This window comes from Streptomyces griseus (assembly GCF_900460065.1).
GTDB lineage: Bacteria > Actinomycetota > Actinomycetes > Streptomycetales > Streptomycetaceae > Streptomyces > Streptomyces griseus.
The window spans coordinates 118,249-137,823 of the sequence record NZ_UAVD01000029.1; the positions used below are offsets into that span (position 1 = coordinate 118,249).

The window sequence follows — 19,575 nt, forward strand, 5'->3', positions numbered from 1 at the left end:
GAACAGCGCATGGGGTGGGTGTCGGCGGGCGACTACGAAGTCGCTCTGGAGGCGGGCAAGGTGGTCTGCCGCAACGGGAAGGGGCGGCTGCTGAAGTCCGTTCCGGCCAAGCTGAAGGACGATCCGGCGGTCGTGGGTCTCCGGCAGTTGACCGAGTGGATGGAGCGGCACGAACGCCGGTGCCTGACCGACGTCGAGCAGTGGATGGTGCGCTCGCTGCCCGTTCCCACCGCCGTGCTCGCCCGGGTCTGGCCCGACCCGGCCTGGCAGGCGGCCCTGCGGGACGTGGTGGTCACCGGCGCGGACGGCGGGGTCGCCGGGTTCCTGCGCGACGTCGACCCCGAGCGCGGTCTCGGCCTCGTCGACCTGGACGGCGACACGGTCCGCATCACCCCGGACGTGGTCAGCGTGCCCCACCCCGTGCTCCTCGACGATCTCGACGAGCTGCGGGAGTTCGCGGTCGAACTGGGCGTGAGCCAGACCGTGGAGCAACTGTTCCGCGAGGTGTGGCACCGCCCGGCCGGCCTCTCCCCGGAGACCACCTCCGTCGATACGTACGCCGGCGGCGTCTTCAAGGAACTGCGTTTCCTGCACGGCCGTGTCACCCAGCTCGGCTACCGGTCGCGCGGGGGGTACGCGGTCTGCCCCGTGATGGAGGACGGCGCCACCGCCGAGGCGCGCATCTGGATCGGCGAGCACGACGGATACGACGCGTACGACACCGAGACGGGCCCCCTGGCCTGGACCGACCCCACGGGGCGTGCGCTCACGGCAGCCGAGGTCGGCCCCGTGGCGTGGTCGGAGGGCATGCGGATGGCGGCGGCGCTCTACGCCGGCCGCGACGTCGAGGACGAGGAGCGGGCGGCATGAGCATCACGACGAACACGACGAACACGACGGGCGCCGACGTGAACACGACCGCGGCCGACGGGGCGTCCCTCCCCGGGCAGGCCCGGGGCGGGAGCGCCTCCGCCGCCGAGACCCGCGCCGCGGCCCTGCTGGACGCGGGCGCGATCCTCCCCTCCGGCACCACCGACCGCGACGACGCCGACGCGCTGACCGCCCGCACCTACACGCACACCGCCCTCGGCGACCGCCCCGTGGTCCGCCTCGTGCCCGGCACGCTCGGCGAAGCCGAGGACCTGGCCCTGGAGTTCCTCGGGCTGGCCCGGACCACCGAGGCCCCCGTCGTGGGCCAGGTGCGCCGCGAGACGCTGGGCTTCCCGGCCTGGGCGCTCGTCAACGACCCGGCCAACGGTCACCACGCCCTCGCCCTCGTCAAGGACATCGAGCGGCTGGGCCGGCAGGCCAAGACCCGTGCCGGAGCGGCCAAGGAGGGCTTCGACGAACTCGGCACCCGGCTCGGCCGGGCCGTGCCGCACTTCCTCCCCACCTACTACGAACAGGTGGCACGCCTCTTCCTCCAGGCCGAGAACCCCACCTACGCCGCGTCCTTCTTCGGCAAGGCCCGCGAGGCCGAGCGGGTGCACGGGCTGGTCGTGGACGAGGAGCGGCAGCGGGCCGTCTTCCTGGAGTTCGCCCTCGTCGGCGCGCTGACGGTGAAGGCGCTCCGGCAGTACGTACGGGACCTGGTGGCCCGGCTCGCACCGGCGGACGCCTGGGCACAGTTCCGACGGCTGCTGGTCGAGCGCTGCGCGGCGGGCATGCCACCGTACGCGGCGCTGCCGCAGGACGTGCGCGCACTGGTCAAGGCCGCCGGGCTGGACCGCGAGGCCGCCGAACGCGAGCTGGTGGCCGATCTCATCGGCTCGCCGGGAGTCGTCCGCGCCCCCGCCTCGTTCTGGGAGAGCTACCGCACCTCCCTCGTCGACCTCGCCCGACGGGACGAGGCCGTGAGGGCCCGGCTCCTCGGCTTCTTCCCGGAGACCTTCGACGAGAGCGGCCGGGACGCCGACGGCGTACCGGGCTGGCTCGCCCTGCTGGCCGAGTCCGGCGCCGACGACCTGCTGACCGCCCTCCCGGGCTCCTCCGGCGACCCGACGCCCGACGCCGCCGGCCCGTCCGTCTCCCCGGCGGACTGGCTCGCCCGCTGGGAGGCGCACCGCAGGCGCAGCAGGGTCACCTCGGGCCGCTGCCCGGCGACCCTCGGCCTGACCGCCCGGATGACCGACCGGCTGCGCGCCGACGGGCACCCCGTCGACCTGTTCCAGGGCCGCTGGCAGCGCACCGCCGACCTGGACCTCCTCGACCTCTGCCTGGCCACCGGCGTCCCCGTCGCCGAGCCGGACGCCCAGGACGCGGGGACCGCGCGGTCCCTCGGGTTCCCGATCGGCCCGTGGCTCACCGACACCACGCCCGGCGCACGCGACCTGACCGCCGTCGCCGGACACCCGTTCTTCCGCGCCCTGCTGAGCCGGAACATCGGAAACCTCGGCGACGGACACCACCAGCGGCTGAGCGACGCCGGCCTGGCGAAGATCGCGGCCCACCCGGTGCTCTCCGTCATCCTGCGGGAGTGGCTGACCGCCCGGGCCGAGGAGTACACGGCCGCGCGCGGGCTCCCCGGGCTGCGCACCGCCCTCAACCGGCTGTCGTCGTTCCGCTCCGTGGCCGCGGACGTCGCCCCGGAGGCCGTACGACGCGTCGAGAACCACGAGATCGTGCCGCTGCTCGCCGCCACCCTCCGCACCGGCGTCCTCGACGAGCTGGGCTGGCCCGCGCTCGACGACACCTACGCCGAACTGGCCGCCGAGGCCGCCGAGGCCTCGCGAGGCCAGCGCAACCGGCGGGAGAGCGTCGGCGTCACCGGCGCCTGGCCCGCGCTGATCCTCAACACCCTCGAACGGGCCGTCGTCGTCGGCCCGGAAGGCGTCCTGCTGCGGCACACCCTGCGCCTCCCCGCCACCGTCGACCACTGGCGGACGATCGCCCTGCGCTACGCCGACGGCGAGCTGCTGGTCATCTGGTGGGAGGACGGCAAGCAGCGCGGCTACTGGTCGCACCGCCCCGCCGAGGTGTTCACCGTCGGCGGCGAACAGCTTCCCCGCTGGGGCGGCTCCGGCCCCTCGGACGAGGTCTGCCTGCCGCTGCCCGGCGGCGGCCGTGCCACGGGCGGCAAGGCCCTGCACGCGGGCGACACCTCCCTCCCGCCCCAGCGCCCCGTCATCTCCGACGGCACCGGCCACTGGCGAGAGGGCCACCAGGGCACCCAGCGGGTGTGGCTGGAGTACGACCCGGTCGGCGGCACGCACGGCCGCGCCTCCCTCCCCGCCTTCCTCCGCTCCGGAGTCCGGGACGGCGCCCGGCTGCTCGCCGAGCACTGCCAGGTGCTGCCCCTCCAGCCCGGTCTGGAGACCACCCCGTTCGGCACGGACGGTACGGTCCTCGGCCGCTGGGTCCGCCGTACGGTCACCGAGACCGGCACGGCCGCCCCCGCCGACGGGCACCGGACGGTCGCCGGCACCCCCGACGGCCACACGGTCAGCCTGCCGCACCCGCTGCCCGGCGGCGGCTCCCCGGTGCCGCTCGGCGCCCTCGCCCTGCCCGGCGGATCGAGGCCGGTCGCGGCCCTGAACCACCGCTCCGTCGAGGCGCACCCGGCGGACACCGACGGCACCGGCGGCAGCCTGTGGTCCGTCACCCCCGACTCGTCCGGCGGGAACGACGCGGCGGGCACCCCCTACGTGCCTCCCGTCTCCTACTGGCACGCCCTGCGCCCGAGGGACGAGCGGGGCTCCACGGCCCTGCGCAACCTGACGGACTCCCGGGCGGACGAGCTGTTCGAGGAGGTCGCCACCGCGGTCGCCCGACACCTGGAGGCGTTCCGGGCCGTCGAGGAGTACACCGGCCCCTCCTCACGCGAGATGACCGAGGAGGCCGCCGCCCGGGTGCTGCCCGAGGTGTCCGACGCCCGGCTCCTCGCGGGCGTCACCGCGCTCGTCCGGAGCGCGGTGGACCGGGCCGTCTCCGCCGCCCGGTTTGTGGAACCGCCCGAGCCCGTGCGGCCGGCCGTACCCCGGGACACCGCGCGCACCAAGGGCATGTTCTTCGACCACGAGCCCGAGCACGGCGACGACGGGACGCTGCGGGACGCCTCCGCCTGGGGCTCCGAGCGGATGCACGGCAGCTGGTGGGGAGGCGGGAACCGGTGGACCGTGATCCGCCAGATCCTCGCCGTCAACCACGTTCTCGGCGGCGCACCGGCGTTCGGACCGCCCACCCCGTCGAAGGTCCCCTTCACCCCGGTGGACGGCTGGCAGCGGGACGAGTACACCGTGCCCGGAGACTCCCTCACCTGGCTCTCCCTCCTCGACAAGCTGCCCGAACTGGCCTACCGGGCCGCCTCGGAGACCACCTCCGCCGAGCACCGCACCGGGCTCCTGGTGCTGCTCGAAGCCCTCGCCGCGGGCCCGCTGGCCGACCCGGCGGGCACCGTCCGGCAGGTGGAGCTCGTCGAACCCCTCGGCGGAGCGGAGCCCGCCCGGGGCCGTCCCGAGGCCGTGCACCGCCTCGGCCAGGTGCTGCGCAGGGGCGCCCGCACGGTCGTGGTCCTCGCCGACCGCGGCCGGAACACCCGGGACGACGCGGCCCGCTGGCTCGCCCTGGACCACGACCCGACCGGCGCCTTCGGACCCGTCCCCGGCTTCACCCTGGACCGCGAGCGCGTCCACCGGCAGGGCATCGCCCGCGACCGGCTCACCCGGCTCACCGCCCTGGTGCGGGAGCGGGGACCGGCCCCCTGGCGCCCGGAGGCCGCCGAGGCGTTCCACACGGCCACCGGAATCGGACCCCTCCAGTCCGCCGCCCTGCTGTCGGCGGCCGTCCAGGAGCCCGGCGCCGAGGCGCTCGCCCTGCTCGGCGCGAAGACACGAGCGTTCGAGGAGGCCGGGGCACGGCTCGACGCCCTGCCCCGCGACGACCGGCACGCCCTGCTCCGGGCCCTGCTGCCCGAGGACCCGGCCGAGCTGTGGTCCACCGGCCCCGACGTCAAGGCCGCCGGCGAGGTCTGGCAGGAGCGACTGTCCTTTCTCGTCCGCGTCCCCGAGGAGCTGGACCTCGATCTCTCGGGCACCACCCCGGGCGCCGTCGACCTGGTCCTCAACGCGGTCGCGCGGAGCTGGCAGGCCCACGGCACCGCCGTCCAGGACGGCACGGGACGGCCCGGCCCGCGCCTGACCGGCGCACGCGGCACGATCTCCTCCGCCCTGACCGCCCTGCACACCCTCGCCTACACGCTGCCGTACGGGCACCCCCTGCGGGCGCACCTGCCCGTCGGGCTCGCGGCCCTCCGCGACCGCCTCGCCGACCCGGACCTGGTGCTGGACCTCGGCATGCACTGGACCGAGTCGGGAGGCCCGATGGGCGCCACGGTCCGCGCCGCGTACGGCCTACCGGAGTCCGGCGGCGCCGACGCCTACGGACTCGTCCGGGCCGGCACCGCGCTGCTCCTCGCCCCCGGGTACGGCAACAGCGAGAAGCTGCTGGTCCGCCCGGCGGGCCTGACGGGGACCGACGACCCGGCGTTCGGCCTCGTCGAGGGCACCGCCAACAGCCACAGCACCAGCGATCTCCTCGCCCTGCGCACCCTGCTGGGCGAGGACACCGACGCATTGGTCGCCGCGGGCGCCCCGGACGGCTCCCCGCACCACCCGGCCCAGGACCCGACGCGCGCGGTGCCGGAGCTGGTGGCCGAGGCGGCGGACGCCCTCGGCCTGAGCGCGGACGCCGCCGCCCTCTACCTGATGCTGCTCGCCCTGCCCGACCCCACGGACCGCAACTGCGCCCGCTGGACCGAGTGGAAGCCCGCACGGATCAAGAAGGCCCGGGCGGAACTCGCCGCCGGCGACCTCGTGGTGGAGGCGAAGCGCTCCCGCGCGGGCCGCACCCTTTTCCTCCCCTGCGGCTGGCTGGAACGCGGAGCCCCCGGGCTGCCGCTGGAGACCTGGAAGGAACGCCTCTACCCGGTGACCGGGTCCACCCGGACCCTGCCCCACCTCCCCGTGCCCGCGCTGTACGCGACCGCCTGGGCACGGGTCCGCGACGGCGACGCCCCCGCCTTCGAGGAACTGGACACCCGCGCAACCCGGAAGGGCCGCCGCCGATGACGAACGACACCACGACCACCCCGGAAGACACCACCGCGGAGAGCACCATCACCGACAGCACCACGGCCGGCGCCCCGGGCCGGGCGGCGACGCCCGGCCGGGAGCACCGCCAGATCACGCTCCCCGAGGACCGGTACGCCACCGAGCTGGCCTTCCTCGCCGCGCACGACCCCGGCCCCCGCCCGCCCGGCTGGCTGCTCACCCCGCGCGCCGTCGTCACGTTCGTGACGGGCAGCGCGGGCGAGGCACTGGGCCTGCCGAAGGACGCCACCCCGGGCGCCGGGGTGCCGCGACGGCTGGTGATCGAGCAGAAGTTCGTCGGCGAACGCGCCCTGGTGGAACGGTGCGTGGTCACCCTCGCCGGGGAGCGCGGGCTCCTCCTCGTGGGTGAGCCCGGCACCGCGAAGTCCATGCTCTCCGAACTGCTCTCGGTGGCCGTCTGCGGGACCAGCGCACTCACCGTGCAAGGGACCGCGGGCACCACCGAGGACCAGCTCAAGTACGGCTGGAACTACGCACTGCTGCTCGCACAGGGCCCCACCGAGCAGGCCCTCGTGCCCTCCCCGGTGCTCACCGCCATGACCCGGGGAGCGGTCGCCCGCGTCGAGGAGGTCACCCGCTGCCTGCCGGAGGTCCAGGACGCCCTCGTGTCACTGCTCTCCGAGCGGCGGATCGCGGTCCCCGAACTCGCGGGGAGCGAGGGCGCCCAGGTGCACGCGGCCCCCGGGTTCACCCTCATCGCCACCGCCAACCTGCGGGACAAGGGCGTCTCGGAGATGTCCGCCGCGCTGAAGCGGCGCTTCAACTTCGAGACCGTGGGCCCCATCGGCGACGTGGACGCCGAGGCCGCGCTCGTACGCCGCCAGTCGCGGGCAGCCGTCGAACGTGCGGGTGCGCCCTACCAGGTGGACGACGCGGTCCTCGAAGCCCTGGTCACCGCCTTCCGGGACCTGCGCGAAGGCCGCTCCGCGGAGGGCTGGGAGGTGGAGCGCCCCTCCACGGTGATGAGCACGGCGGAGGCGGTCTCCGTCGCGGGCTCGCTCGGCCTGGCCGCCGCCTACTTCCCCGGCGACCGGGACGTGCTCTCCCTCCTGCCCGGCCATCTGCTCGGCGTCGTCCGCAAGGACGACCCCGCCGACGCGGCCCGGCTGCTGGGGTACTGGGACGGCCCGGTGCGCCGGCGTGCCGAGCAGGGGTCGGCCACCTGGCGTGCCCTGTGGGACCTGCGCGCGGTGCTGGAGAACTGACGGATGAGCGAGACGACCATCCCGGGGACGCCGTCCACCTCGGAAGCCGCGGTGGCGGCCCTCGCGGCGAGCGGCCCCGGGCAGCCGTTCCTGATCGGGGTGCGCCACCACGCGCCCTCGCTGGCGGCCGCCCTCCCGGCGCTGCTGGACGCGGCGGCCCCCGACGTCCTCCTCGTCGAACTTCCCGCCGAGTTCCAGCCGTGGCTGGGCTGGCTCGCCCACGAGGAGACCGAGGCGCCGGTGGCGCTGGCCGCCGTGCCCGCGGGCGGGCCCGGCGACGGACCGGCGGGCGAACGGGGTCCGGCGTTCTACCCGTTCGCCGACTTCTCACCGGAGCTGGTCGCCCTGCGCTGGGCGGCGAGGAACGGAGTCCCGGCGGTGGCCTGCGATCTTCCGCTGGCCGACCGTGCGTGGGCCGGGGGCGGTCCCGACGCCCCCGGCCCGGTCCCCGGCGCCGACTCGGCACCGGTGCCGGGGGAGGGGCACGGGCTGTCCGCCGCGCTCCGGTCCCGGCTCACCGGCCGGGAGGGCGACGACCTGTGGGACCGGCTGGTGGAGGCCCTCGCACCCGGTTCGACCCCCGAGGCGATCCGCCGCGCCTCCCTGCTCACCGGCTGGGCGCTGCGCCACGAGGCAGCGGCCGGGGGCGGCGTCCAGGGCACCGACCTGGCGCGCGAGGCGTGGATGCGCCGCCATGTCGCCGAGGCCCTGGCCGACGGGCGCCGGCCCGCCGTGGTCGTGGGAGCCTTCCACACCCCGGCGCTGCTGCCGTCCGCCGCGGCGGCGGCCACCGGGAGCGGCGCGCCGGACTCACCCGAAGCATCCGAAGCACCCGGAACCCCGGACGAACCGGCAGCACCGGCCGGGCCGGAGGCGGCGGCAGGGGCAGGCACAAGGACGCCGGACCGGGCCGCCGTGCCCGAGCCGGGCGCGGCGGGCCGGCTGGCCGGCGCCACCGGGACGCCGGGTTGCACGGTCTCCCTGGTGCCGTACACGTACCCGCTGCTCGACTCCCGCTCCGGCTACCCGGCCGGCATCCGGGACCCGGAGTGGCAGCACACCGTCCTGGAGTCGGCCGGGGACCCGGCGGCGCTGCACGAGGCGCTGATCCGCGCCGCCGTCCGCATCTGTGCCGACCTGCGCGAACAGGGCCACCCCTACGGCCCGGCGGACGGCCGCGAGGTCGTGCGGGTGGCCGGTGACCTGGCCCGCCTGCGCGGACTGCCCGCCCCCGGTCGCGGTGAACTCCTCGAAGCCGTACAGACGGTGCTGGGCCGCGGCGAGACCTACGGCACGGGCCGCGCCGTCGCCGGGGCCCTCGAACGCGTACTGGTCGGAGCCCGTACCGGACGGCCCGCACCCGCCGCGCCGCGCAGCGGACTGGGCCCCGCCGTCGAGGCCGAGACCGCCGCGCTCGGGCTTCCCGGGCCGCAGGACGCGCACGAGAGGACACCGCGCGACCTCCGGCTGGACCCGATGCGCTCCACCCTGGACCGAAGCCGCGAGCTGCTGCTGCGCAGGCTGACGGTCTGCGGCATCCCCTACGCGCAGGAGCAGGGGGTGGCCGGCGCGGCGGGCGGTGAGGGACTGACGACGCGCTGGCAGGTGCGGTGGACCCCGGCGACGGCCGCGATGCTCACGGCGGCCGGCGCCCGCGGTGTCACCCCGGCCCAGGCGGCCGAGGGCGTGCTGCGGCAGCGGCACGCGGCCGAGCGCGCCGAGGGCGGTCCGACGGCCGCCCAGGTCGTCCGCGGCCTCGCGGAGGCCGCCGAGTGCGGGCTTTCCGCCCTGGCGGACGAACGGCTGACGGAACTCGCCGCCGTACTCCCCGCCGGCGGTACCCTTCCCGAACTCCTCGCCGGGCTCGACCTGCTGGACCGGGTCGAGGCCGGTCATCTCCCCGGGCAGGCAGGGCCCGACGGCACCACGACGCCGGACACCACCGACGGCTCCACGACTCCGGACACCACCGCCGGTGCCGCCCGCACCGCGCACGCGGCCGAACTGCTGACCGCGGCGGCGGTACGCCAGGTCGACGGGCTGACCGGTTCCGAGGACCCCGAGGACGCGCGGGCCCTGCTCGAACTGGCCCAGCGCGCCGACCGGGTGGGCGGCATCCGGCTCACCGACGCCCTCGCCCGCCTGGCCGCCGACGGCACCCCGTTGATCGCCGCGGCCGCCGGAGCGGTCAGGGTCCTCACCGGGCACGAAGGGGCGGAGCCCTTCGGGACGCGCGTCGCCTCCTGGGTGGACGGAGCCGTGGACAGCGCCTCCAGAGCCGCGCTCACCGCCCGCCTCACCGGCGTCCTGACCGTCGCGGGCCCGCTCCTGACCGTCGGTGTCGGCGCCCTGGACCCGCTGCTGCACCGCGTCGTCGAGCTGGACGACAGCGCGTTCCTGGCCCGGCTGCCGGCCCTGCGCGGCGGCTTCGACACTCTGAGCCCGGCCGCCCGGGACCGGCTGCTGGACACCGTCGAGGAGCGGCTCGGCGAGCGGGTGGACGCCCTCGACGCGGACGACCCGGTCGAGCTGGCCCGCCGGACGACGGCCGACCTCGCGGCCCGTGAGCTCCTGACCGTTCTCGGCCTGCCCGTCCCGCCGCCCGCGGGGGACCACCGGACCCCACCACCGCCGTCCGGCCGCCCCACCACGACGGGCCCCGCGCCCGAGACCGGAACCGCCCCCGCGCCCGAGACCGGAACCGCCCCCGCGCACACCCGAACCGCCCCCGCGGCCACCCCCGAACCAGCCGCTTCCCCGGGCGGCACCGAGGCGGCTGCGGCGCGGACCCTCGCGCCCGCCGACCGCTGGCGGCTCGTGCTCGGCCGCCGTGGCGATCAACTGCCCTCCGGGGCCGCCCGCCTGGCGACGGCTCTGGACGAGCTGTACGGGGCGGGGCACGGCGAAGGGTCCCGTGGCGGTCTGCCCGGTCCCGGCCGCACGGGATCGCGCGGCGGCCGGGAACCGTCGTTCCCCGGCGTCCGCGAGTGGTCCGAGGAACTGGCCGCGCTGTTCGGCCCCGGTGTCCGCGAGGAGGTCCTCGCCGCCGCGGCCGTGACGGGACGACAGGACGTCCTCGCCGAACTCGACCCGGCCGCCGCCACCCCCTCCGTGGAACTGCTCCGGACGATCCTGCGGTACGCGGGCGGTCTCCCCGAGGCCCGCCTCGCGGCGCTCCGGCCCCTGGTCCGCCACCTGGTCGACGAACTGACCCGGCAGCTCACCACCCGGCTGCGCCCCGCCCTCACCGGCACCATGCTGGCCCGGCCCACCCGCCGCCCGGGCGGCCGGCTGGACCTGCCGCGCACGCTGCGGGCCAACCTGGCCACCGCCCGCCGCACGGCCGACGGAACGGTCCAGGTGATCCCGCAGAAGCCCGTGTTCCGCAGCCGCGCCCGCCGGTCGGCCGACTGGCGGCTGATCCTCGTCACCGACGTCTCCGGATCCATGGAGGCCTCCACGATCTGGTCCGCGCTGACCGCCTCGGTGCTCGCCGGGGTGCCGACCCTGAGCACCCACTTCCTGGCCTTCTCCACGGAGGTCGTCGACCTCACCGGCCATGTGCACGATCCCCTCTCCCTCCTGCTGGAGGTGAGCGTGGGCGGGGGCACGCACATCGCCGCCGGGCTGCGGCACGCCCGCGGCCTGATCGAGGTGCCCAGCCGCACCCTCGTCGTCGTCATCAGCGACTTCGAGGAGGGCGCGCCGCTCGCCGGACTGTTGGCCGAGGTGCGGGCCCTGGTCACCACCGGCTGTCACGTCCTGGGGTGCGCGAGCCTCGACGACGCCGGCCGGCCCCGTTACTCGACGGGCGTCGCCGGGCAGCTCGTGGCCGCCGGCATGCCCGTGGCGGCCCTCAGCCCACTCGAACTGGCCCGCTGGATCGGGGAGAAGACCGTATGAACGACGACCGGTTGCCATCTGTCGCGCCGGAGGTCACGGCCACGCTCGTGGAGGACCTCTCGCCCCGGCTGCGCAAGCGGCTGGACGCGGCGGTCACGAAGATCGCCGCCCGCCCCAAGCGCCGCGACGGGGACACGGTGACGATCGAGGTCGACGACGAGACCGAGTTGCGCCTGCACGCCCCGGGCGGCGTGGTGGCGACGACGGACGCCATCACCTGCGGCTGTCTCCTCGCCCCGGCCTGCGTTCACCGTGCGGCCGCCGCCTGTGCCGCCCCCGCGGCGGACCTGCCGCCGGAGCAGCCCGTCGACCGGCCTACCGCAAAGGCCCCCGAACCCGACCCGTCCCCCGCACCCGGCTCGGTGACGGACCCGCCCCCCGCACCCGGCTCCGCATCGGACCCGGCCCCCGCTCCCGACCCCGCGTCCCCGCCCGAGGTGGCGAGCCCGGCGCAGCGTGCCGCCGCCGACGCCCTGTGGTCGGCGGGCGCCGCCGTGCTGGAGGCCGGCGTCGACGGGGCCGGCGCCGTCACCCAGTCGTCCCTCCTCCGCGCCGCGCACAGCGCCCGGCTCCGGCACCTGCCCCGGGCCGCGGCCGCCGCGCTGTCCGTCGTCACCCTGCTCCGCGCGGCCCGGGCGGGCGACCCGTCCTACCGCACCGCCGACCTCGTCACGGCCCTGGCCGAACTCCTCTCCACCGCGCACCGGGTGGGCACGGCCTCCGGGGCGGAGCTGGCCGCCGTCAGAGGCCGCGCGCGCCGGCCGTACAGCCCGGACGGCTCGCTGCGCCTGTACGGCCTGTTCACCGAACCCGTCATCACCGACTCGGGGCACGGCGGCGTCCGCACCTGGGTCGCCGCACCCGACGGCCGCCTCTTCACCGTCGGTGACGTGGCGCCCGGCGGCGTCGGCCGCGCCCTGGGCACGGCCGACCGGGCCGTGCGGCTGGGGGAGAGCGCCCTCACCCACCGTGAGCTGGGCCGGGCCGGGCTGGCGGTCTCCGGGGCGACGGCCTCGCCGGACGGCAGACTGGGGGCCGGGAAGGGCGTCAAGGCCGTGACCGCCCGGGGCGCGGCCTGGACGGAACCGCCGCTCGCCGCCCTGTGGGAGACGCCGCCGTCCGAACAGGCCGCCCGCGCCCTGCGGTCCACCGCCCGTTACGCGGACCCGGACGGCGGTGGCAGCGACCTGATCTTCCTGGACGTCGAGATCCTCGGCGCGGTGGCGGAGTCGGGCGGCTCCTGCCTGCTCGCGCGGTGCTCGTCAGGCGTGCTCGTCCGCCTCACGGTCGCCGACGACGACCCCGCGCTGGCCCATCGCGACAACGTGACGCTGCTGGCGGCGGCCCCGGGGACGCGCCTGCGGATCATCGGCCGCCTGGTGCCCGCGCCGCACCCCCGGCTCACCCTTCTCGCCTGCTCACACCCCTCCGGGGAGGGCACGATCGACCTCGGCTTCGACCGCCTGCGCCGCGCCGACCTGCCGGACCCGAACGCCCCTGTGCACCCGGCCCCGCAGCGGCCCGGAGACTTTGGCGCGCACGCGCCGCTGTACCTCCTGGAGCGCCGGGTGGAACAGACGGTCCCGGCGGGCCGTGCGGCCCTCGGCCTGCTCGGCGACATCACCGCCGACGCCGGCCGGATCCGCCGCGGGGGTCTCCCCACGGCCGCCGGGCTCCTCACCGCGCTGTGCGCCTCGGCGGCCCGGCGCGACCGCGATCTGTTCGGCCGCCTGCTCCCCGCCGACACCGACGGCTTCGCCTCCCACTGGCTGGCCGCCGCCCGCTACACGGCGGCCGTGGCCGAGTCCTTGTGCGAAGCGGCCTGGGAACCGGCACCGGAGCGCGTCGCCTGAGGCCGTTCCGCAGGCCCCGCTCGCTCCGGCACCCCGGCGCACGGACGCCGCCTCTCCCGTCTCTCCACGGGCTCTGCCGGGGCGCGTCCCGGCGGCGGCTGAGGCCGTCCCGCCCGGCGGCCGCGGGACGGCCTCAGCCGCCGTAGTCGTCGTGGTGGCGGACCCAGTCCATGATCCCGGCCTCCTCCTGGCGCCCGAGGGGGGTCAGGTCCAGGTAGTTGAAGGTGCCGTTGAGGAGATCGGTGCCGCGCGAGTACGTCGAGTAGGTGTGGAACACGCGGTCGTCCTCGCGCAGGAAGACGCTCAGGCCGTGCTGCTCGCCGCTCTCGGCCCAGGAACCGATTCCGGCCTCCCTCAGCTCGTCCTTCGTACGGAAGTTGAAGAGGACGGGCGTCACGGATTCGTCCATGGTCACGTGGAAGTCGTAGTTGAACGAGGTCCCGTAGGAGGAGAACCAGGGGAAGGTCCACTCCATGCGCTCACGGAACTTCGTGATCCTCGCGAGGGGTGCGCGCGAGACGGCGGCGAATGACGTCCGCGCCGCGTGCAGATGCGCCAAGTGGCCGATGTTGTCGGCCAGCAGCGAACATCCGGTGCAGCCGGCCTCCCAGTCGGGGGCCAGCATGAAGTGGTAGACGATGAGCTGACCGCGGCCGTCGAACAGGTCGAGGAGGCTCGCCGTGCCGTCCGGACCTTCGAAGGCGTACGGTTCGGTGACCTCGACCATCGGCAGCGCCCGGCGCCGTGCGCTGAGCGCGTCCCGTTCCCGGTCGAACTGCTTCTCCCGCGCCAGCAGTTCCTTCCGGGCCGCCAGCCATTCTTCTCTCGACACAATCGCCGGTCTGTTCATCCTCGGCCCCGTCTGTCGTCGACCGTGGTCGGTCGTCACCGTCGTATCTGTGGCCCTGCGTCTCCAGCTGTCGGAACGTTACGTGAGGAGGCGGACACCCTGTCTGCCGTACTGCTCGTCCATGGCCTGTACCACCGTCCCGAGCACTTCGGCAGGGTGGCGGAACGCCTGCGGGCCGCGGGAGTCGAGGTCGTCGCCCCCGAACTGCACCGGGGCTCGCTGTCCGCCGACACCGCGGCGGTCCAGGCCGCCGTCGACCTGGCGGCGGAGCCTCCGCTCGTGCTCGGCCACTCCTACGGCGGTTCGGTGATCACCGGAGTGCGCGGAGCGGGCCGGCTCGTCTATCTGGCGGCCTTCGTGCCGGACACCGGCGAGAGCGCTGCCACCCTGGGCGGGGCGTCGCCGCGGCTCCAGGAGGCGATCACCTCCGAGCCCGACGGATCGACCCGGCTGCGCCCCGACCTGGCCGCCGAGGTCCTCTACAACGGCTGCTCCGACCCCCTCGCCGCCTGGGCCGTCGGCCTCCTCCGTCCACAGGCCCCCGGCTGCGGACGAGGAGTCCCGCTCCATCACGGCTGGAAGGACACGCCCTCCACCTACGTCGTCTGCGGCCGGGACCGCGTCATCGACCCCGCTCTGCAACGGAGGATGGCCGAGCGGTGCACCGAGGTACGGGAATGGCGGACGGGTCACTCCCCGTTCGTGGACCGGCCCGGCCTCCTCGCCGAACTCCTGGAGGAACTCATGCGGCGTTAACCGATCCGTCACGGCCCCTTCCCTTCTGTTCGATTCTCTTGGAACATCCTGTTCGCTTCTGTTCCCCACACTCCAAGAGGCCCCACACGCATGGCTGATATGAATCGGCGCCGCTTCCTCCGGGTGGCCGGTGCGACGGCGGGGTTCGCCGCACTGTCGGGCAGCATCGACCGCGCCGCCGCGATCCCCGCCCACCGGGCCTCCGGAACGCTCCGGGACGTCGAGCACATCGTCGTCCTGATGCAGGAGAACCGTTCCTTCGACCACTACTTCGGGGCGCTGAAGGGCGTCCGGGGGTTCGGGGACCCGCGGCCCGTGACGCTGCCGAGCGGGAAGTCCGTCTGGCACCAGGCCGATGCGGCGGGCAAGGAGACCCTGCCGTTCCACCCGACCGCGGACGATCTGGGGATGCAGTTCCTCCAGGGCCTCAACCACGACTGGGCGGGCGGCCACCAGGCGTACCACGACGGTCGCTACGACCGCTGGATCCCCGCCAAGACGCCGACGACCATGGCCTATCTGACCCGGGAGGACATCCCCTTCCACTACGCGCTCGCCGACCGGTTCACCGTCTGCGACGCCTACCACTGCTCGTTCATCGGGGCCACCGACCCCAACCGCTACTACCTCTGGTCAGGGCACACCGGCAACGACGGCACCGGTGGCGGGCCGGTCCTCGGCAACGAGGAGAGGGGCTACGGCTGGACCACGTACCCCGAGCGGCTGGAGGAGGCCGGGGTCTCCTGGAAGATCTACCAGGACATCGGCGACGGTCTGGACGGCCCCGGCGGCTGGGGCTGGATCGACGACGCCTACCGGGGCAACTACGGCGACAACTCGTTGCTGTACTTCGACGCGTACCGCAACGCCCGGCCCGGGAACCCGCTGTACGACAAGGCGCGCACCGGGACGAACGTGGCCGCCGGCGACGACTACTTCGACGGCATCGCCGCCGACGTCAAGAACGGGAAGCTGCCGCAGATCTCCTGGGTCGCCGCCCCGGAAGCCTTCACCGAGCACGCGAACTTCCCCTCGAACTACGGCGCCTGGTACATCGCACGTCTCCTGGACGCGCTCACGTCCGACCCCGAGGTGTGGAGCCGGACCGCCCTGTTCATCACCTACGACGAGAACGACGGCTTCTTCGACCACGTCGTGCCGCCCTACCCGCCGACCTCCGCGGACCAGGGCCTGTCCACGGCCGACACCTCGACCGAGGTGTACGCGGGCGGCGCCTCCTACGGCCCCGGTGTCTACGGACTGGGGCCACGCGTCCCGATGCTGGTCGTGTCGCCCTGGAGCACCGGCGGCTACGTCTGCTCCGAGACCTTCGACCACACCTCGGTGCTGCGCTTCATGGAGCGGCGTTTCGGCGTGCGCGAGCCGAACATCTCACCGTGGCGGCGCGCCGTCTGCGGCGACCTGACCTCCGCCTTCGACTTCGCCCGTACCGAACCGGCCCCCGGCGACCTGCCGGACACCTCCGCGTACGAGCCCCCGGACCGCGAACGCCACCCCGACTACCGGCCCACCCCGCCCGCCGCCGGATCGCTGCCGAAGCAGGAACCGGGCAGCCGCCCCACCCGGCCGCTCCCGTACGCCCCCTACGTCGACGGCGCCGTCGACGTCGGCACCGGGAAGATCACGCTCACCTTCAGCCCGGGCACGGCGGCCGGCGCGCAGTTCCACGTCACCTCCGGGAACCGGACCGACGCCCCCTGGACGTACACCGCCGAGGCCGGCCGTACGGTGTCGGACGCCTGGAACTCCGCCTACTCCGGCGGCAGCCACGACCTCACGGTCCACGGCCCCAACGGCTTCCTCCGTACGTTCAGGAGCCCGGGTTCCGCCGTCGGCCCCGAGGTCACCGCCCGCCACAACGACGGGAGCGGCAACCTCGACCTGACCCTCACCAACCGCGGCGCCACCGAAGTCCGCCTCACGCTCTCCAACGCCGGCGCCTACGGGGGAGGGGAGCGGTCGGTCACCGTGCGGCCCGGCGCCACCGTGTCGCGCACCGTGGACCTGAGAGCGGGAAAGCGCTGGTACGACGTGTCCGTCACGGCCGAGGGCGACCCGGCCTTCCTGCGCCGCTTCGCCGGTCATGTCGAGACGGGGGCCGCCGGCGTCAGCGACCCGGCGACGGCCACCGGCTGACCGCACGGCGCACCCGACGGCGAACAGCGGGGCCCGGACCGTCTCCGGTCCGGGCCCCGCAGCCCGGGCAACGCCGGGCGGAGCCGTTCACACGGCTCCGCCGCCGCCTCCTCCGGCACCGGACGCGGCCTTGATCCCGCCGGTGATGTCGTCCAGGACGGACAGCTTCGGCGCGTCCTTGTCGACGTCGAACCCGGACCGGACCACGACGAGCATGTCCTTGGAGACGGGGGAGGGGAACACCAGCGATTCCACGTAGCCGTCGTCGCCCTTCTCCGTCACCACCTTCCAGCGCACGGCATAGCCCTTGCCGCCCGCCACCGTGACCGGCCCGGACTTCAGCTCCTCGTGCGAGGAGATCTTCCCGTAGCTCTTGCCGCCGTAGGACTCCTGGGCGTTGAGGGCGATGTCCTTCTTGGCCGCCTCCTCGGGCGTCCCCGCGGTGAGCTTCATGGCGGCGGCCGGGGCGGAGAACACCCCGCCGCGCACGCAGGTCTCGGAGGTGTCGCCGGGGCACGCGTGCTCACCCGTCGTCAGCCCGGCGCCGACTGCCCCGGACGTCCCCTTCCAGCCCTCGGGCACCGGAAGGCTGATCCCCGCGGCCAGGTCCGTGGCGAAGCCCGGCTCGGACGGCGGGAGCCGGTCACCGGGTCCCTGACCTTCCCCGTTTTCCCCTCCGTTCCCCCGGTCGCCCTCCTGACCGTCCTTCCCGTCACCGTCCGGTGCGCCGGGCGGTTCGGGGGCGGCGGACGGCGAGGAGGCCGCGGTGTCCGGCCGGCCGCCGTCGTCCTCGCCGAGCAGATACACACCGCCCCCGATGGCGGCGAGCACCACCGCGGCCACCGTCACACCGACGCCGACGCGGATCCCGCGCCGGCGCGCCGCGCCGGGCGACGCGCGGACATGGCCGGTCCACTGAGCCCCGTCCCACCAGCGTTCCTGAGCGGGGCCATTGCCTGAGTGCCCGGGGTCTGGATGCCAGCCGGGCGGGGTCATCTGGGTCACGGGGGCACCTTATGCGGACAGGGTGAGAATCACATGAACCGACCGCGACCCCGGTGCGGTGGGTCAGGGTTCGATCAGCCCGGCGCGGATCGCGTAACGGGTGAGCTCCAGGCGGTCGCGCAGGCCGAGCTTCTGGAGCAGGTTGGCGCGGTGCCGCTCCACGGTCTTGACGCTGATGACGAGCATCTCGGCGATCTCCTTGGAGGAGTGGCCCTCGGCGACCAGCTTGAGGATCTCCTCCTCGCGCTCGGTGATGGCCCGCGCCGGCAGGTCCTCCCCGTCCTTGGCCCGGTCGAGGAAGTTGCGGATGAGCGCGGTCACCGCGCCCGGGTAGAGGAACGGCTCGTCGCGCATCGCCGCCCGGCAGGCCTCCACCAGATCCCGGTCCGCGACCGACTTGAGGACGTACCCGGCCGCACCCGCCTTCAACGCCTCGAAGAAGTACTGCTCGTTGTCGTACATGGTGAGCATCAGGATCCGCAGACCGGGCATGACCCGGGACAGCTCGCGCGCCGCCTGGAGACCGGTCAGCCGGGGCATCGCGATGTCCAGGATGACCAGGTCGGGCCGTTCGGCGCGGGCCATCTCGATGGCCTCGGCGCCGTCGCCCGCCTCGGCGACGACCGTCAGGTCCGGTTCGCCGTCGAGGATCAGCCGGACGCCGCGGCGCACGAGGGCGTGGTCGTCCGCCAGCAGGATGCGGGTCGGAGCGGCCGGGCCCCGGGAAGGCACGGCGATGGACGGTGAGGTGGGCATGGTCACTTGCTTCCGTTCGGGACGGGCACATCGAGACGTACTTCGGTGCCGCCCTGCGGGCCGGAACCGAGGAAAAGCTCGGCGCCGATCAGCAGAGCGCGTTCGCGCATACCGCGCAGGCCCGCCCCCTCCGGGGCGTCCCCGAGGCCGCGGCCGTCGTCGCGGATGCGCAGCTCCACCCCGCCGGGGCTGCGCAGCAGCGAGAGTTCGAGCCGGGTGGCCCGGGCGTGCCGGACGGTGTTGGTGAGGGCTTCCTGGGCGATGCGGTACACCACCAGTTCGGCCTCGGCGCCCAGCTCCGGCAGGTCCTTTCCCATCCGACGGCGGATCGTCAGCCCGTCCGGCGTCGGCGTCTCGGTGATCAGCGCGGTCAGCGCGCTCACCAGACCCAGTTCCTCCAGCACTCCCGGCCGCAGCCGCCGCGCGATCCGGCGGATCTCGTCGAGCGACCCCCGGGTGATCTCCTGGACCTGGCGCAACTCCTCGCGCAACGGCTCCGGGGCGTGGTCGGCGACCCGCTTCAGCTCCAGCAGAACCGCGGTCAGCGTCTGCCCGACCTCGTCGTGCAGCTCCTGAGCCACCCGGCGGCGCTCGGCCTCCTGCGCGGAGAGCGCGCGGGCACTGCTGGTGGCCCGCTCGGCCTCCAGCCGGTCCAGCATCGTGTTGAACGTCTCGATCAGCGCGGCGATCTCACCGTGCCCGGCGACCTCCGGACGCGGGCTCGGGCGCAGCAGATCGGTGGTCGTCATCGCACGGGTGACGCGTTGGAGCGGGAAGAGGCCGAGCCGGAGCAGGGCCGCGTTGGCCGCGAGCATGAAGGCGATCCCGCCGGTCAGGATCATGGCCTCGGTCAGCAGGACCGGGGTGGAGACGGTGATGGGCCCGAGCAGCAGCAGGGCGCCGGCCGCCACCAGCACGGCGGCGTTGAGCAGGAAGATCCGCCAGAACAGGGACAAGGTCGAACGGCTCCTTCGGAGGTCGGG

Annotated in this window: 11 protein-coding genes; 7 read left to right on the forward strand and 4 right to left on the reverse strand. The window is 75.0% G+C overall.

All coding sequences use genetic code 11. The features are described 5' to 3' along the window. The first annotated feature begins 9 nt into the window (after positions 1-9). The 5 genes from DTB53_RS20430 to DTB53_RS20450 are packed head-to-tail and all read left to right on the forward strand — an operon-like array spanning position 10 to position 13,068. Positions 10-870 carry a DUF4132 domain-containing protein gene (locus DTB53_RS20430; protein ID WP_003964777.1) on the forward strand — a complete coding sequence of 287 codons (861 nt, stop codon included), beginning with the start codon at positions 10-12 and terminating at the stop codon, positions 868-870. Then, on the forward strand, positions 867-6,065 hold the full coding sequence (locus DTB53_RS20435) for a hypothetical protein (RefSeq protein ID WP_012378152.1): 5,199 nt from the start codon (positions 867-869) through the stop codon (positions 6,063-6,065). Before DTB53_RS20430 ends, DTB53_RS20435 begins: the two co-directional genes overlap by 4 nt. Further along, positions 6,062-7,312 carry an AAA family ATPase gene (locus tag DTB53_RS20440; protein WP_012378151.1) on the forward strand — a complete coding sequence of 417 codons (1,251 nt, stop codon included), beginning with the start codon at positions 6,062-6,064 and terminating at the stop codon, positions 7,310-7,312. Before DTB53_RS20435 ends, DTB53_RS20440 begins: the two co-directional genes overlap by 4 nt. A 3-nt stretch (positions 7,313-7,315) precedes the next feature. Then, complete coding sequence (locus tag DTB53_RS20445; RefSeq protein WP_012378150.1) at positions 7,316-11,215, forward strand: vWA domain-containing protein; 3,900 nt, start codon at positions 7,316-7,318, stop codon at positions 11,213-11,215. Then, positions 11,212-13,068 (forward strand): hypothetical protein, encoded by a 1,857-nt coding sequence (locus DTB53_RS20450; protein ID WP_012378149.1) that lies wholly within the window; start codon positions 11,212-11,214, stop codon positions 13,066-13,068. Before DTB53_RS20445 ends, DTB53_RS20450 begins: the two co-directional genes overlap by 4 nt. Before the next feature lie 133 nt (positions 13,069-13,201). On the opposite strand, the gene DTB53_RS20455 is transcribed toward DTB53_RS20450, so the two are convergent. After that, positions 13,202-13,918: a DUF899 domain-containing protein gene (locus DTB53_RS20455; protein WP_003964772.1), complete on the reverse strand. Its 717-nt coding sequence runs from the start codon at positions 13,916-13,918 to the stop codon at positions 13,202-13,204. A 99-nt stretch (positions 13,919-14,017) separates the two neighbouring features. On the opposite strand from DTB53_RS20455, the gene DTB53_RS20460 reads away from it, so the two are divergent. Both DTB53_RS20460 and DTB53_RS20465 read left to right on the forward strand, forming a co-directional pair. Then, positions 14,018-14,674: an alpha/beta hydrolase gene (locus DTB53_RS20460; RefSeq protein ID WP_078562787.1), complete on the forward strand. Its 657-nt coding sequence runs from the start codon at positions 14,018-14,020 to the stop codon at positions 14,672-14,674. Between the two features lie 90 nt (positions 14,675-14,764). Then, positions 14,765-16,831: a phosphocholine-specific phospholipase C gene (locus DTB53_RS20465; protein WP_012378147.1), complete on the forward strand. Its 2,067-nt coding sequence runs from the start codon at positions 14,765-14,767 to the stop codon at positions 16,829-16,831. Positions 16,832-16,918: 87 nt separating this feature from the next. Here DTB53_RS20465 and DTB53_RS20470 read toward each other — a convergent pair whose 3' ends face one another. From DTB53_RS20470 to DTB53_RS20480, 3 genes are all read right to left on the reverse strand, one after another. Beyond that, positions 16,919-17,827, reverse strand: coding sequence for a DUF2510 domain-containing protein (locus DTB53_RS20470; RefSeq protein WP_003964769.1), 909 nt, complete (start codon positions 17,825-17,827; stop codon positions 16,919-16,921). A gap of 72 nt (positions 17,828-17,899) precedes the next feature. Then, complete coding sequence (locus DTB53_RS20475; protein WP_003964768.1) at positions 17,900-18,592, reverse strand: response regulator; 693 nt, start codon at positions 18,590-18,592, stop codon at positions 17,900-17,902. 2 nt (positions 18,593-18,594) lie between these two features. Continuing rightward, positions 18,595-19,548 (reverse strand): HAMP domain-containing sensor histidine kinase, encoded by a 954-nt coding sequence (locus tag DTB53_RS20480; protein WP_003964767.1) that lies wholly within the window; start codon positions 19,546-19,548, stop codon positions 18,595-18,597. Between the last annotated feature and the right edge of the window lie 27 nt (positions 19,549-19,575).

Bases quoted from the DNA above. Each gene is read 5' to 3' on its own strand.
- DTB53_RS20430 (WP_003964777.1), top strand. From the start codon at position 10: ATGGGGTGGGTGTCGGCGGGCGACTACGAAGTCGCTCTGGAGGCGGGC.
- DTB53_RS20435 (WP_012378152.1), top strand. From the start codon at position 867: ATGAGCATCACGACGAACACGACGAACACGACGGGCGCCGACGTGAAC.
- DTB53_RS20440 (WP_012378151.1), top strand. From the start codon at position 6,062: ATGACGAACGACACCACGACCACCCCGGAAGACACCACCGCGGAGAGC.
- DTB53_RS20445 (WP_012378150.1), top strand. From the start codon at position 7,316: ATGAGCGAGACGACCATCCCGGGGACGCCGTCCACCTCGGAAGCCGCG.
- DTB53_RS20450 (WP_012378149.1), top strand. From the start codon at position 11,212: ATGAACGACGACCGGTTGCCATCTGTCGCGCCGGAGGTCACGGCCACG.
- DTB53_RS20455 (WP_003964772.1), bottom strand. From the start codon at position 13,918: ATGAACAGACCGGCGATTGTGTCGAGAGAAGAATGGCTGGCGGCCCGG.
- DTB53_RS20465 (WP_012378147.1), top strand. From the start codon at position 14,765: ATGGCTGATATGAATCGGCGCCGCTTCCTCCGGGTGGCCGGTGCGACG.
- DTB53_RS20470 (WP_003964769.1), bottom strand. From the start codon at position 17,827: ATGACCCCGCCCGGCTGGCATCCAGACCCCGGGCACTCAGGCAATGGC.
- DTB53_RS20475 (WP_003964768.1), bottom strand. From the start codon at position 18,592: ATGCCCACCTCACCGTCCATCGCCGTGCCTTCCCGGGGCCCGGCCGCT.